Annotated in this window: 11 protein-coding genes and 2 tRNA genes; 11 read left to right on the top strand and 2 right to left on the bottom strand. The window is 57.6% G+C overall.

The features are described from left to right. Nucleotides 1–452: 452 nt before the first annotated feature. The 5 genes from AC3WUM_RS25000 to AC3WUM_RS24980 all read left to right on the top strand — a co-directional run bounded on the left by AC3WUM_RS25000 (nt 453) and on the right by AC3WUM_RS24980 (nt 5,196). Nucleotides 453–1,976 (top strand): ApeA N-terminal domain 1-containing protein, encoded by a 1,524-nt coding sequence (locus AC3WUM_RS25000; RefSeq protein WP_421793254.1) that lies wholly within the window; start codon nt 453–455, stop codon nt 1,974–1,976. 462 nt (nt 1,977–2,438) lie between these two features. Then, nucleotides 2,439–2,552: transfer RNA gene (locus AC3WUM_RS24995), tRNA-Ile, on the top strand. Nucleotides 2,553–2,703: 151 nt separating this feature from the next. Further along, a complete protein-coding gene (locus AC3WUM_RS24990) occupies nt 2,704–3,570 on the top strand; it encodes a metallophosphoesterase (RefSeq protein WP_421793255.1) in 867 nt (288 codons plus the stop codon). After that, a complete protein-coding gene (locus AC3WUM_RS24985; protein ID WP_421793256.1) occupies nt 3,560–4,405 on the top strand; it encodes a hypothetical protein in 846 nt (281 codons plus the stop codon). Before AC3WUM_RS24990 ends, AC3WUM_RS24985 begins: the two co-directional genes overlap by 11 nt. A gap of 11 nt (nt 4,406–4,416) precedes the next feature. After that, nucleotides 4,417–5,196, top strand: coding sequence for a metallophosphoesterase (locus AC3WUM_RS24980; protein ID WP_421793257.1), 780 nt, complete (start codon nt 4,417–4,419; stop codon nt 5,194–5,196). A 152-nt stretch (nt 5,197–5,348) separates the two neighbouring features. Here AC3WUM_RS24980 and AC3WUM_RS24975 read toward each other — a convergent pair whose 3' ends face one another. Continuing rightward, a complete protein-coding gene (locus AC3WUM_RS24975) occupies nt 5,349–5,606 on the bottom strand; it encodes a hypothetical protein (protein WP_421793258.1) in 258 nt (85 codons plus the stop codon). 471 nt (nt 5,607–6,077) lie between these two features. On the opposite strand from AC3WUM_RS24975, the gene AC3WUM_RS24970 reads away from it, so the two are divergent. After that, nucleotides 6,078–6,680 carry a hypothetical protein gene (locus AC3WUM_RS24970; RefSeq protein WP_492414033.1) on the top strand — a complete coding sequence of 201 codons (603 nt, stop codon included), beginning with the start codon at nt 6,078–6,080 and terminating at the stop codon, nt 6,678–6,680. 345 nt (nt 6,681–7,025) lie between these two features. After that, a complete protein-coding gene (locus AC3WUM_RS24965) occupies nt 7,026–8,393 on the top strand; it encodes an AAA family ATPase (protein ID WP_492414031.1) in 1,368 nt (455 codons plus the stop codon). A 35-nt stretch (nt 8,394–8,428) separates the two neighbouring features. Here the strand turns inward: AC3WUM_RS24965 and AC3WUM_RS24960 are convergent, their stop codons facing one another. After that, complete coding sequence (locus AC3WUM_RS24960) at nt 8,429–8,773, bottom strand: helix-turn-helix domain-containing protein (RefSeq protein ID WP_492414029.1); 345 nt, start codon at nt 8,771–8,773, stop codon at nt 8,429–8,431. Nucleotides 8,774–8,967: 194 nt separating this feature from the next. Between AC3WUM_RS24960 and AC3WUM_RS24955 the strand changes: the two genes are divergently transcribed. From AC3WUM_RS24955 to AC3WUM_RS24940, 4 genes are all read left to right on the top strand, one after another. Beyond that, on the top strand, nt 8,968–11,988 hold the full coding sequence (locus AC3WUM_RS24955) for a hypothetical protein (protein WP_492414027.1): 3,021 nt from the start codon (nt 8,968–8,970) through the stop codon (nt 11,986–11,988). Nucleotides 11,989–12,086: 98 nt separating this feature from the next. Then, nucleotides 12,087–12,827, top strand: a complete 741-nt coding sequence (locus AC3WUM_RS24950) for a hypothetical protein (protein ID WP_492414025.1) — start codon at nt 12,087–12,089, stop codon at nt 12,825–12,827. Nucleotides 12,828–12,971: 144 nt separating this feature from the next. Further along, nucleotides 12,972–13,084: transfer RNA gene (locus AC3WUM_RS24945), tRNA-Ile, on the top strand. A 327-nt stretch (nt 13,085–13,411) separates the two neighbouring features. Then, nucleotides 13,412–14,272, top strand: a complete 861-nt coding sequence (locus tag AC3WUM_RS24940) for a metallophosphoesterase (RefSeq protein WP_492414023.1) — start codon at nt 13,412–13,414, stop codon at nt 14,270–14,272. Nucleotides 14,273–14,318 lie beyond the last annotated feature (46 nt).

The following is a 14,318-nucleotide window of genomic DNA, read 5'->3' as shown; positions in this document are numbered from 1 at the left end:
CTTCTGCTATGTCTCCTCCTCCTCGATGGCCTCGACGGCGCTTTTCGATCATCGCATTCGCACAGGGTTTGGCCGCAATTGAAGCCGACGGGCGCTGGCCGAGTAAAAGACCGCCATATGCCGAGGCTGAAGCCGGATAGCCTGCATCAGACCGAAGGCTCTATGCGAAAGATTCAAGAGCTGGAAGCCCGGTCTTAGCCTGATGCATTTCAAAGTGATGCCGTTGTCCAGTTTCATGACTGTAGCGCCCAATTTTGCAATCGACATGTCCAGTTGATTGCCAAGAAGCAGCAACTCTCTGATTGATCAGTGCCATTGAGGTTCTTGCTCAGACTTGAGAATTGACCAGTGGAATGAATCTATTACGGGCCAATCAGCACAAGCGCTTTCAGTATGTCTCGCGCGTACTCTTTTCAGAATTGCCCGGACTTTTAACTTTTGATGATCTCCCCATGAAATCTAAGAAGAACAGTAGTAAGAGAAAGCACTATCTGGGCCGATTCGATCTTCCGAATGGACTTACCGAGATTGGAGAGATGCGCCTGGACGCCCCTCGCATCACGTTGGATTTGCATTCGGATAACAAACTTGACGCCATTAAAGACGCCACCTACATCCGAGGCACTACGTTTTCCGGGGAATGCTTATCTCTGATCGATTGCTATAGCACGGGCGCTGGCCACAGCTTCGATGAGCACAAGATCACTCGACACCATGCATGGGCTTCCGCGCACTATGCAGTAGTCGGCAAGGCGCACATTGCCCCCGGGGAGGCCAGTGTCCGTTGTATCGAGTTCACTGCAACCGATATAGCTTTGCTTTTCAATGACAACGAGGCTTTTAGTCATGTGATCAACTCATCTGCTGCGATGCCTGCGCTCGTCGAGGAGCATGAAACCACTGCACGTAAATACGGCTTCGAGCCCCGGCCCTTGCAGGTCGGTGAGTACCCTCACATCTTCTACTTCACGGGACGCGATCGCATTTGTGAGATTCACACCGCAATAGGATTGATATCGGTTCAACATCGAATTCGATTTAGGCTGCCCAGTCCTTCTAAGGGTATCCGTGTCAAGAACCGCATGGTGGTAGTGATCACCCCAAACCAACCCATCACTTTTATCGAGGCGCTGGGCGCGATGCATGACATGGCTTCTTTTCTATCTGCGGCAGTCGGGCGAGCACAGGGCGTCAGTCACATCAAAATCGATGTCGGCGAAGCCGACGCAGAGACGAGGCTTCTTCTCGACGTCCATCCCAGTTTTCCCATTAAGGGAGTGAAAGACGATGGCGGCCGCACTCTGAAGCCGAATGATCTGCCGCTGAACCCCATCTTTCGCCTCGACGAGTTCAGGACGGTGTTGATCAATTGGATGGAGAAGCAGGACGGCAGGAGAACCGCTCGATATCGACATCTTGATTGCCTTCGCAAGGCGAATAGCTATGGCCCTGATCGCATCGTTGCAGCGGCAAATATGTTTGACGTGCTCCCGAGCGAGGCAACCCCTGTCGCCGCAGAACTCTCCGCAGAACTCGCTGAGACTAGGGATCAATGCATTGCGCTGCTGAGAAAGCATGCATCGGGGCCGGATCGAAACGGCGCGCTGAGTGCGCTAGGGCGATTGGGGAAGCCATCTCTACCTAAAAAGGTTTCTTATCGTGCTTCGATCGTCGTTGAGAAGATGGGAAGGAAATTTCCCAATTTGCAGGACGTTGCAAGCCTAGCCGTTAAGTGCCGTAACTACTTTGTCCATGGTGGAGATGATTTCGATATCGATCGCCTACAAGACTTCATTCCTTTCTTGACCGATACGCTTGAGTTCATTTTTGTAGCATCGGATTTTCTTGAATCTGGCTGGAATCCCGATCACTGGCTCGAAGATTCCTACGGGGTAGAGAATCAGTTTGCAAAGTTCTTGTGGATCTACGAAAGCACGCTTGCTGAGTTAGTACAGGCACAAGCTAAACCCACGTAGTTGATCGAGTAAGAGAGTTGTCTTCATCACGAAATCAATCTGGTTAAGCAGATGCGGCCAATGAGCTGACGAGCATTCCTGGCAACAAGGCGGTTCCATCCAGCGCAGGTAAGGCATCAAAGTCGCCGGGCAAACCGAGACGGGCGCTGTAACGACGTCTGCGGCGCCTGCCGACGGACGGGCAACAGATCGCCAACCTGGCATAGGCCTGCGAAGCACATTCAAAAGTCGCCGCCTTCAGTGCGTTATTCGCGACTACGCTGCATTGGTCACAAGCCTCCTGCACTGGGGCCGACAGGTTGCGCAATCCCGCGCTGGCGATGCGCTGAAATGGTCACAGATCCTCTCGCAGGAGTTTCGGCCGCTTGCGAATCTCGCCAATGACGTGTCAGGCTTTCTGCATGTCGGACCTCTACATCATCTTCCTCATACGACGGGCGCGAACGTGTCACCTCGCAACGCGCCCGAGTAGCTCAGAACGGTAGAGCAGCGGATTTATATTCCGACCCAGTCTTCGCGGATTGGCTCCGCCTGATAAGCGGCAGGTCGCCGGTTCGAATCCGGCCTCGGGCACCACACACCTTTGTCGTGTATGGCCATGCCCAACTCAAATTCCCCCGCGGTAAAAACAATTAGCTCAATCAGCGACGCCCCCTCAGGCGCACTCGATTGCGACTGGTTGTTGCCCCCTCGTCCTTCTAAAACAGCCTCCACCAAGAGCATCCTCGTGAACAAGCGCCCGATTGGCAATGTTCTGGTCCTTAATGAGCGCGCGCTGCCCTCAGGTGGGCGCTTCCTCATCGTCGGCGATATCCATGGCGAGTTGGAGATGCTGGAGCGCGTTCTTGTGGCCGCGCAGTACGACGAATCTCGCGACATTCTCATCAGCGCCGGCGACCTGATCGATCGAGGACCTTCCTCCGCAGAGGTCGTGAAATTCTTCGTCGATCACCCACGCCGTCTCGCGATCTTGGGAAATCACGAAGGCTATCCGCTCGAAGCAAGCGGCATTCCGCATCTGTCGATGAATTGGATGGCCGAAGGTGGTGCATGGGCATTGTTGGAGACCCCGGACGACTTGCAGCGGATGGTTGCTGCGCTAAAGCAGTTTCCGTTAGGCATGGAGTTGATCTTAGAAAACTCGAATCGACGCGTCGGGATCGTCCATGGCGAAGTGCCAGTTGGATCGTCTTGGGATGATTTGTACCGGCTCGACCTCGATCGCGACGACATGACCGGCATCATGTTTTCCGAAGCGCGAGCCTGGCTATCGGGGCGTCACCGCATCAAAGCGGCTGCTTTGGCGCATTCCTGGCGCGAGCACCCTGATGTCAGCAGCCTGTTCGATGACGACGAGATGAAAACATCAGGCATCGATCTCGTGATCAGCGGTCACTCGATCATGCCGCACAGGCGCCCATATCGATCCGGCAACCAACTCTGGATCGATACCGGGGCTTTTGAACACAAGCGCGGCGGCCGACTGACCGTCATCGATCCCGTTGAGCAGGTTTACTGGCAAACCTCGGCAAACGAGTCATTCGGCCCCCTCAGCCTGAACGATCCTTGGATCTGGAGCCTCAATGGACGCTAGAGACGATCAACTCTCGCCGGCGGGCTCAGCACTTGGCATCGATATCGGCCGCGTTTTGATTGCGACCGGGGCTCAGCTCGGACCTGATACCTCTTTTCTGGGCGCAGACATTGAAGCTGCGATTCACACGCCGCCGTATCCCGGCATGTTTGAAGTCGTCCCCGCGCTAGTCAAAGCGTTTCATCGCCGCGTTGTGCTTGTGTCGAAAGCCTCTTCGGCCACGGAGGAAAAAACGCGCCGATGGCTGGATCATCATCAGTTCTTCGAGCGGACGAACATCCCGAGAAACAACTTGGTGTTTTGCTCAAGTCGCATGGCGAAGGCGTCTATCTGCAAAGAACTTGGGATCACGCATTTCATCGACGATCGACGAGATGTCTTGGAGTTCATGCGCGAGTTCGTAGCTCACCGTTACCTGTTTGGACCACAAACTTCCGCAGCAAAGGCTGAGCCTGGCCTCGAGCACGTACCGACGTGGTCCGACGTCAGCCGGAGCATCCTTGAAAGCGGCACCATCTGCCATCAGGTCTTGCCATCTCGCCAAGACAAATTCTGGGCCACACTCAGATATCCAACCTGGGTTTATGAGATTCCCAGAGAGGTCATGCAAATGGAGCTCGAGTCAGTTCCCGGGGCAAAAGAATCAACGGTTTTCATGTTGATCAGCCTTTACCTGACCAACAGCCACACCCTGACGGAAGAGTCGCGGAGCCGATATCGATATCTTCTACCCGAAGATCCAGCCTTCGATGATGTTGAGTCACTGGCGAGAGCAAGACCGATTTTTTCCGGTGAAGATGGCGACTCTGAAGGCTCCGAACAGAGCCGGTCGTGAAGATTCGATACATGTCGGACATCCACCTCGAGAGTCACGATGCGCCCGACTACTTGCCGTCGATCGGAGAAGACCTTGTGGTGTTGGCCGGAGATATCGGCCCCGTCACCCAAAGCGTCGCCTGGGCACAGGAAGCGTTTCGAGATCGACAGGTCATCTACGTACTCGGGAACCACGAGCACGATGGCGGTGAATACGAAGAGACGTTTCGTGAAGCGCGCGCTGCTGCCAAGGACAGCAACGTCCACATTCTTGAGAAAGAGCACTTCGACTATCAGAGCGTCCGCGTCGTCGGCTGCACGCTATGGACCGATTTTGACTGTTTCGGGCCGCATCAGCGCTTTGCTGCGATGCTGGAAGCTCGGCAGTGGATGCCTGAATGCCAGGAGATCAAGTTCGGAAGGCGCCATCTGCGGCCTCAAATGGTGCGGAAGATCTCACGCGACAGTCAGGCTTGGTTGAATGACGTGATCACGAATAGCTCGCTCCCCGTCATCGTTGTCACGCACCATGCGCCGACGATGCATACATTCAACCCACGGCATGAGCCCGATCTGCTGATTGCGTCCTTTCACAACGACCATCCAGAACTTCTTCGGGATCCGGTGCGGCTTTGGATTCATGGCCACACGCATTGGTGCACTCGCGCCGATGTCAATGGTCGCCCCATCGTCAGCAACCAGCGCGGGTATCCAGGTGAGCATTGCGGAGGATTCGATTGGTCATGCTCAATCGACCTTGAGCATCCGTCTACTTTATTCCTGCCGTCTCGCAAACAGGACCCGTCATGAGTTCAAGAGCTCCATCTCGAACCAGGGGTGACCACTAGCCCTCAATGTACGCAGACGAAATGTCGGTTAGGTTCCCCGCGCTTCTGCACGGCGACAGGTTTCGGAACTCAGATCAGTGAAAGCAAAGTGCGCCGCGAATACAACGGCCGCCATTACATTCTCAAAGAATAGATCACGGTGATTTCGTGGTCGTCAAAAGCTGGCGGGCCGATTGGTACGGCAAGTTGATCTCCCGAAACACGCCGCAGATCCAAATGCTGGGCATCGGCGTCAGCATCGCCACTAAAGCAATTACGAATTGCACCGCAACGGTGAACACCGCGGACCAAGCAGTGGGCGCCGAGGACCGCCAGCAGCGCTGTCCAACTGATTGACTGGTTGCCGCGAGCGACGCCTTTGCTCAGCTTCATTGCTGCGGGGTCCAATTCCGTTGTGAACTGCACCCAGTTGAGCGCGGAGGAGGGGCGCATCACTGACTGGCCAATGCCGTTGGGGCTCTTGCTCAGACTCCTGACGCGACCAATGGTCTGAGTCTATTGAACAGCTGCAGTTGTCACTACTGCTAGATGTCTGCCGCCTCGTGTCTAATCGTTTGCCTAAAGCCAACTGTTAACCAGCGCATTGAAAATGCTCTGGACTAGGTCGTTATTGATGCGAGCGGCTGCGACCTGATCCTGGCCAAGCTCCCGCAATACTGGTCAGCCCGGCGCTAGTGGTCACTGACCTTGGCGTCCGTGGTCAGTGATACTGGCGGAAGGTGGGCAAACAGATGGCGTTTTGCAAGCGGAAGATTTTCCGTCCGCTTCCGCGATTTAATGAGTTTTATAGGACGGCGTCCTAAAGTGCTCATACACCGCAACCGAATTTCAGGAGCCAACAAAATGAGCTGGTCCCTCTGGTTTCTTCTCAGCACACTTCCTGCTGTCCTAGCGATCGTCGTCGCCCATCGCACCAAACGAGCGGCCGCCCACTGGAAAGAGTTCCAGGAAACCGAGAAAGGCGGCTCCAACCTTGCACGAGTTGCCTTTTTCTTCGGCCCGTTACTCGCCGGCGCCCTCTACGGATTCCACGCAGCCATCGTGATTCCCGGCGTGGTGTCGATGGCCGGCACGCCGGGCATTCGCCTCGCCTGCTTCATGATTCCGCACTGCTCGGTCGAAGATTTGAGGGACCGGGAAAGCAGAGTGTGGGTACGGGCCAACCCTGACGAAGCTCGCGAGATCAGAGCAGGCCGAGAGATCGAAGGAGTGTTGGCCTTCCTGAAAAGTAGTCAGGAACACGATCCACGCTATGGCGACCGCGCAGTACTGAGGAGCCTGCAGTGGATTTCGGCAGCCCTCTACGCCTACGCAGCCTGGATCTGGTTTCTTCCAATGTTCCTTCTGACTGTTGGCCTGGGGGTATTTGCAGCTATGGTGGCGGCAGGAGGGTTTGTGCTCTTCACGATTGTGCGCGTTGTTTTCGGCCTGTTCTCGCCGCCCTGACTGGCGTGCAGCGGCTCGCCCCATGAAGCCTATTTTCAATCCCCTGGATGGCCTGATAGCACAGCGTCTTGAAGTGCACCGCCTCCTCTGCATTCGACCGCCCAGCGTTCTGTCGATGACCCAACCCGATTGGAATTGCTTCGCTTACCGAATAAGTCGCCTCACCGACTGAGCGACACCCTCGCACGCTTCCAGGTGATCTAGCGCAGCGGTTAGCGCCCGGACACCGCCTCCATTGCCAATCGCAGTTACGGGCTCTGTTGACCCCGTTCGGAGACGTGCGCCCTTTTTCCTTCGGCTGCGATCTACGCACCGAGCTGTGCAGCAAACAAAGTGGAGATTGCCGTGGATATCGAACTCGCGCGCTGGCTGGTGGCAACCGAAAAATCGCCAGCTCTGTACAAGGAAGGCGCCTACACCTTGCTCCATGTGATGCCGTGTTCCATCGCAGATTTGGTTCCTCTTCTCCCGGATCTGCGAGCCACCGACGTCAGGCTCGACAAAAGCGGCTGGCGGATTTTCTCCGATCGTCTGTTTCCGCTTTTCGAGCAAGCCAGAGCGGTCATCGCCGCAGCTGAGAAAGGTTCAGGCACATCGGAACCGGACCCTATGCTCTCCCCTGCTTCGAAAACCGCGCAGCCCGAAGTCTTCATCAAAGCTGCTCGGGACGACGGGCAGCGGGCTGAAGAGGTTTATCGAGAGCGGCGCTTGCCTCGTTACGGGTTTGTAACCTGGGATGTGCTGGATGAGCGCAGGATCGACGCGACCTCATCACTCTATGAGGGACGCCAGCAAGCCCGCCGCAGCAAGCTGCTCGCAAAGATCGCCGAAGGCTCGGTTCGCCATATCCCGATCGCGACCTCCGCGCATATCAACGCCGTGCGCGATCTGATGCAGGTGTTTCCGCACTTCGAAGCGGTGATCAACTCGGTCGTCGCGCACCTCAAGTTTCAGCGCAACACGGATGCGGCAGTCGGTTTCGAGCCGATCCTGCTTGATGGCCCCCCTGGCGTCGGCAAGACCGCGTTCTGCCGTGCACTGGTGGCTGCCATTGATGGCAGCTTGCATCTGCGCAGCATGGCGGAGGCGACGGCCGGGTTTGTATTCACCGGGAACTCCCCACAGTGGAGTGAGGCTGACGCAGGCGTCTTCGCTCACATGATGGCCGAGGAACCCACCGAGCGCCTGCCAGTCCTGCTGCTCGATGAACTCGACAAGGCACGCGGAGGAAACTTTCCACCCGACCAAGTCCTGCTCGGCGTACTCGAACCCAGCACCGCCAAGATCTTCCGGGATGAGTTCTTACAGCTGACTTTCGATGTCAGCCCGATCCCGATCATCGCGACCTGCAATCGCACATCGACGATTCGCCCGGAGCTGGTTTCACGTTTCCACCATTTCTACATCCCGGAACCGGATCGCGATCAGATGCCGGCCATCATCCGCTCTGTCGATCGGGCTTTACGGACCGAGCGCCCGGAACTCAACGAGTGGTTCGCGCCCCTGGATGAGACCGTCATGGCACAGCTTGCGACGTCCACGCCGCGTGAACTGCGGCGCCAGCTGCTGGCCGCTTATGCGAGTGCAATGGAAACCCCGCAGCGGACGAAAAGGTATCGCCTGAAGCCGGCGCATTTACCCGGCAAGCCACTCCATCCGGAGGCAGTACGTTGGTTCCGGCGGCTGAGTCGGACTGATGAGCCATTGCACTAGGGGGCGCGATGAAACCCAGGACGAATCCGCGCCACTCAGCTCCGGCGCTTACGAACCGGCGGCTTGTGGACGGGCTTAAACAGTTTCTTCAGCTCCTCCAAGGACGGGACCAGCTCGGCAATTTCCACCTCCAGCGCGACGGCCACACGGGCCAGCACATACAAGCTCATGTTGCGCTCGCCACGCTCCAATCCACCCATATACGCACGCTCCACCGGAACCAGGGGCGCGAGCGCTTCCTGCGCCAGCTCCTGCTCCATGCGAACGGTACGGATGCGACTTCCCACCTCCACCAGAAGCGGCTCCTTCCCTACCGCCTTCAGAGGGGCCCGTGCAGCCGCCTTAGCGGCTGGGCGGGGCGTTTTCTTGGTCGCTTTCATTTCGCGACGCTAAAAGACGCCGTCCAGCTTTGCGACGCACTAAAGGACGGCGTCCTATTGAACGCCAAACCACTTCACCCTATAAAGGAAGCGTTCTATTCCATGGATCGGGGGGATCACATGTATCCGGAACCCATACGTCACTGAACCGATTTCGCAGTCGTCGGTTTATCCACGTTCTCTGAAGGTTTCCCATGTTCCAGCACGTCCGCTTTTCCGCGGTCGCGGCCTTGCTTGGCCCGCGTTTTACCGTCCTGCTAGCTGTCTTCGCGTATTCCCGCCGCTGCCAGGCTGCCCTGCAGCACTTACGAAATGCGCTTTTGGCGCCAGGGCTGTTGCTCGCCCTGTCGGCTTGCGGCAGCGGGGGATCGTCGGGCTCCGATCCAGAACCGAATCCGCCCGCGCCGTCGACGCCCCCGACGGTGACGCTGCAGCTGTCAGCCATCGAGATCACCGCCGGTGGCAGCTCGGTTGTGACCTGGTCGAGCACGAACGCGGATTCGTGCCTGGCGACCGGAGACTGGACGGGATATCGCAGCCCCAGCGGCTCGCAGGAAGTCTCTCCGTCGAATCCAGGCAACTACCAGTACCGGCTGACCTGCGGCGGCACCGGCGGAGAATCGACTTCGAGCGTCGCACTGCGGGTAGTGACAGCGCCTGCCCCGCCCTCGCCAACTTTGACCCTGCAGGTATCGCCGGAGCGCATCACAGCAGGCCAAAGCGCGACGCTGTCGTGGTCGAGCACCAATGCCCAGTCATGTACTGCAACTGACACCTGGACCGGCGCTCAAGCGACGGAAGGGACCCTGTCGGTGGCACAGCCTACCGCCGGTACTTACGCCTATACGCTCAGCTGCCAAGGTGCAGGCGGCGTTGTTGCTCAGCAAGCCGTACTGACGGTCGCTGAGCCGTCGGCGCCTCCACCCGCTCCTACCATGACACTGACGATCTCGCCGGCACGCATTGCCGTCGGTGAATCCGCAACACTCAGCTGGAACAGCACCAACACCACGTCCTGTGCCGCGTTTGGAGCCTGGCTAGGCACTCGATCAGCCACTGACTCGGAAACGGTTTCGCCGACGGCTGCAGGCTCGTACACGTATGCGCTTGAGTGCTCGGGCACCGGCGGCAGTGTTCGAGTCGAGCGGGTGCTGGTCGTGGTGGAGCCAGCCCCGCCTCCGCCGCCCCCGACGCTCACGATGACGCTCTCGCCACCGCAGATCGATGTCGGAGACAGCGCGACCCTCACTTGGTCAGCTGCAAACACAGACTCCTGCCTGGCCTCGGGCGCTTGGAGCGGCACGAAACCGCCGTCTGGGTCTATGTCGGTGTCGCATTCCGAAGCCGGCACGTACACCTATGTTCTCGAATGCTCAAACGCGAGCGGATCTGTTCGAACACCTCGCCAGTTGGTGGTACAGCATCCACTGCCCACCGTTACGATCAGCGTCTCACCTGGGCAGATCGAAATCGGACAAACCACCGGAGTGACTTGGTCCAGCACCAACGCGGATCGCTGCGTTGCCTCGGGAGCGTGGAACGGCAATCAGTCGACCAGCGGCTCCACCGCCGTATCGCCGCCGGCCGAAGGCGCTTACACCTACACGCTGACTTGCACGGGTCCAGGCGGAAGCAAAACAGCGGAAACGACCCTTGGCGTGGTCGCACCACCTCCACCTCGGCCGAAGCCGACCATCACGCTGAGCGTTTCACCCGCACGAATCATGACGGGGACCGATGCGACCGTGAGTTGGACGACTGCCAATGGTGGCGTTTGCAGCGGTAGCGGTGATACGTGGAGTGGGCCTCAACCGACATCAGGGTCGATTGTGGTGTCGCCGACTTTCGCGGGAACGCATCGATACACCTTGAGTTGCGATGGCAACGGCGAGCCTGCTGCCAAGAACGTGGATCTCGTCGTTTTCGAACCCACCATCATTCGCCCTGCGCAGCCCAGCAAAGCACGAATCGGAGTTCCCTACTCTCAATCGCTTTCGATTGTGAATGGGGCTGGCTCGTATAGCTGGAGCATCGTATCGGGAGGCTTGCCGACGGGCCTTCGCCTCAGCACTGCGGGCGTGATTTCGGGAACGCCAACGACACCGGGGAGTTCCAGCTTCACGGTGCAGGCGCGCAATGCGGCCGGCGATGTCGCACAGCGCATCCTGCTTCTGGCGGTGGCCTCGACAGCATGCCCAGAGCCGGGGCCGCAGCCTGCGGTTCCAGCGCCGAAAAGCGAATGGCAATGGGAGCGAGTCAGCCGGCCCATGACTTCTGGCCTGCCGAACTTCATTCGCATCGATCCCGAAGACGCGAATGTGCAGTACCTCGCAACCGCCACCGATCTGTTTGTCTCCCACGATGCAGGAGCGACGTGGGTACAGAAGGTTCCGGGCCGAGGTGTCACCAGCATCGAGCTGGAGCCCGGAAATTCTTGCACCGCCTATGCCCTGGTACGCACATCGACAGGTGCCGTCGAACTGAGCAAATCGACAGATCGAGGACAGACCTGGAATAAGGTTACGGACGCAATTCAAGGCGCCTATTCGCTACTGATCAGCCGTGTACGACCTGGGCTGGTTCTGATCAGCAGCGCGATTCAAAGGAATCGCACCCTGTATGACGGCTTCTATCGATCGACCGATGGCGGCGCGACTTGGAACTTCGTCAACGTTGATGGCGGATCGCGCGGCCTGATCTTCTGGGACATCGAAGAGGGGCTCGATGGCACCCTCTACAGCGGGGCGGAAATCTCCGATCACCCGCAGCCTTACCTGCCAGCGTTCTTCCGCTCAACGGATGGCGGCCTGACATGGCGCGATCATCTCGGCGGGCTCACCTGGCATGTGACCTCCATTCAAAGTGATCCGGATAAGCCGCTGATGTATGCGATGGAAGAAGCTGGCGGGCTCTACAAATCAAGCGATGCCGGAGACACCTGGACTTTTGTTTCCCACGCAGAAAGCACGGTCGCGTTCCTGATCCATCCATCTAGGCCCAACGAGATGTACGCCAGCCAAGTGGTAGCTCCATCACTAGGTCACGCTGGTGGTGTGTTTTCCTCGACGAATCGAGGCGTGCAGTTCCAGCCGACCGGCTTGACCAGTCACCAAACGCTTCATGGATTGTCGTTCGCACAAGGCGATCGGCTGCTCTACACGGTCGGACGCGACAACTGGATTTGGCGCGCCATCATTCCGACGCAGTCTCCCTAAGCGCTCAGCGACGAGCCGCGTATCCATGGGTTCGCCTGCCTCGCCAGCCTCTGATTAACGCTGCAAAGATTCTCTATTTTCCACAAAGGACGTGTGTGATGACGCAGATCAAGATCATGATGGCCATTGCGCTGCTTACACTGTTCGGGTGCTCTGAAAAGAAAGAGCCGAATGCGCCTGCCAAGCCTTCCGCGGAAGAGAAGCGGAGTGCATCAGGTGTCACCGACTATACGAATCCGAAGAAGAATTTCACTTCGGAAGCCGACTTCATGAAGTTCGATGTCGCAGGCTTCTATGCCGGCATGACGAAGGACGATGCCGATAAGCGCCTGGCTTCGGAAGGATGGACCGATGGCCGCTGGAGCGGCCGCATCGATCAGTTCGCGAACGAGGTCGCCAACAACCCGGGGCTTGCGATCGACACGACTTCCGGCGTTTGGTTTCGGGGAGACGAGTCGATTGCGCTCTATCAATACCAACCCGTCAATGGGCCGCGGTCGATCTGGGGCGTGACGTACAAACGAAAGGCCGCACAGATCGAAGCAGTGGCGATTTGGGTTCAGCGCCTCAAGGATAAGTACGGCACGCCACTCAAAGAAAAGACCAGCGAACTGCGCAGCGATCTGACCTATGGCGTTGAGGTTACGCCGGACATCAAAGCCCGAGAGGAAGTCGCTCACTACAAGCTTCGACCTGAACTCACCGCAACGGTTATCGGCAGTAACATCGAGATTCGGTACAGCAACCCGCTCGCCATGGAGAGCATGCTGAAGGAACGATGGGGCATCCTCGATGCGCAATCGAAGCAGAATGCTGGCTCAGCCAAACAAGGGTTCTAGCCTCGCTCGAACAGCGGTGGCCTCGACATCAAACACGAGTGCAGAAGCTTGCTGCACCGCATTCCACATGCAACGATATCGGCATGACTGAGCGCTACATCAACTTCCTCATATGCCCGGCAAGTACGCGTTACGCGTTCCCTTGCCCGGGTAGCTCAGTACGGTAGAGCAGCGGACTTATAATCCGACCCATCCTCGCGGATGGCTTTCGCTAGATAAGCGGCAGGTCGCCGGTTCGATTCCGGCTCCGGGCACCACTTGGATTTCACCGCCGTTAGAAATCTGCGCCCCTCGTCGTTTACCCGCCAGAGCGTCAATTTCCCAGGAATCGCCTCAGGGCTTTGAAACTGAGCTGCGACTCAAGCTCCACGGTGAATCAATCGACGATGTGGAGAGTCGGCCAACGTATTGGCCGGCTTGCAACCGCGTTATCCACAACGCCAAAAACTCTTTTTTCGTCACTACTAGATTCTCGCCCTGTAATCGTTGCGTCTAGCGAAGATGTCTCGACGGCATCGACAGCGATTGGCCCATTCGACGCCCCTCAGCAGCCATCGAAACACGCCATATATGTGAGGTCACAGATGAATCAAATTCGCAATCCCGATGTACTCAAGCTATTTGCAGCCGACCTAGCACCAGGAGGACGCTTCCTGGTTGTTGGCGATATCCACGGACAACTTGAAATGTTGCAACGCGCATTGAGTGCAGCCGAGTACGACCCATCTCGCGATGTCCTGATTGGAGTCGGCGACCTGATCGACCGAGGACCGCACAGTGTTGAGGTCGTGAAGTTCTTCGACGACAGCCCCATGCGTTATTGCACACTGGGAAACCACGACGCTTTCTTGCTAGAAGCCGACGGGACACCTACCAATGCTCAATTCTGGGCCAACAACGGTGGCGACTGGGCATTTTGGGCGGAGAAAGCGGACCTCTTGCTATGTCAGCGTGTCCTCTCGCAACTTCCGCTCGCCATCGAACTCGTCGTCGATTCGCCAGCATCTCGAATTGGAGTTATCCACGGCGAAGTGCCCTTCGGATCGTCGTGGGATGACGCATACAACCTTCGAGTCAACAGGAGCGAACTTCAGAAACTCTTCTCAACACCTGCGGCTGAATGGTTTCGAGGCCGCGAGCGCATTCGGAACGCGGCCTTGATCCAAAACCTTCGCGACGATCCCGGAGAAAGCTTTCCGTTTCGGTCGGAAGATGACAGTACCCCAGGCATCGACTTGGTGATCAGTGGGCACTCGATCATGCGCCTCCGTCGTCCGTTTCGATCCGGCAATCACTTGTGGATCGACACTGGCGCCTTCGAATTCAAAGTCGGCGGCAGACTGACCATCGTCGATCCGATCGCAAACTTGTATTGGCAGGCGGCTCAGCACGAGGAGTTTGGGCCGTTGAACCTACAGGATGAGTCGATCTGGAGACTCAAGTGAAGATTCGATATCTATCGGACGTGCACATCGAGTTTGCTGACGCGCC

It is taken from the genome of Hydrocarboniphaga sp. FW305-C-57, from assembly GCF_058783045.1.
Note: the sequence above shows the minus strand (reverse complement) of the source record. Positions and strands in the feature narration are given on the sequence as shown.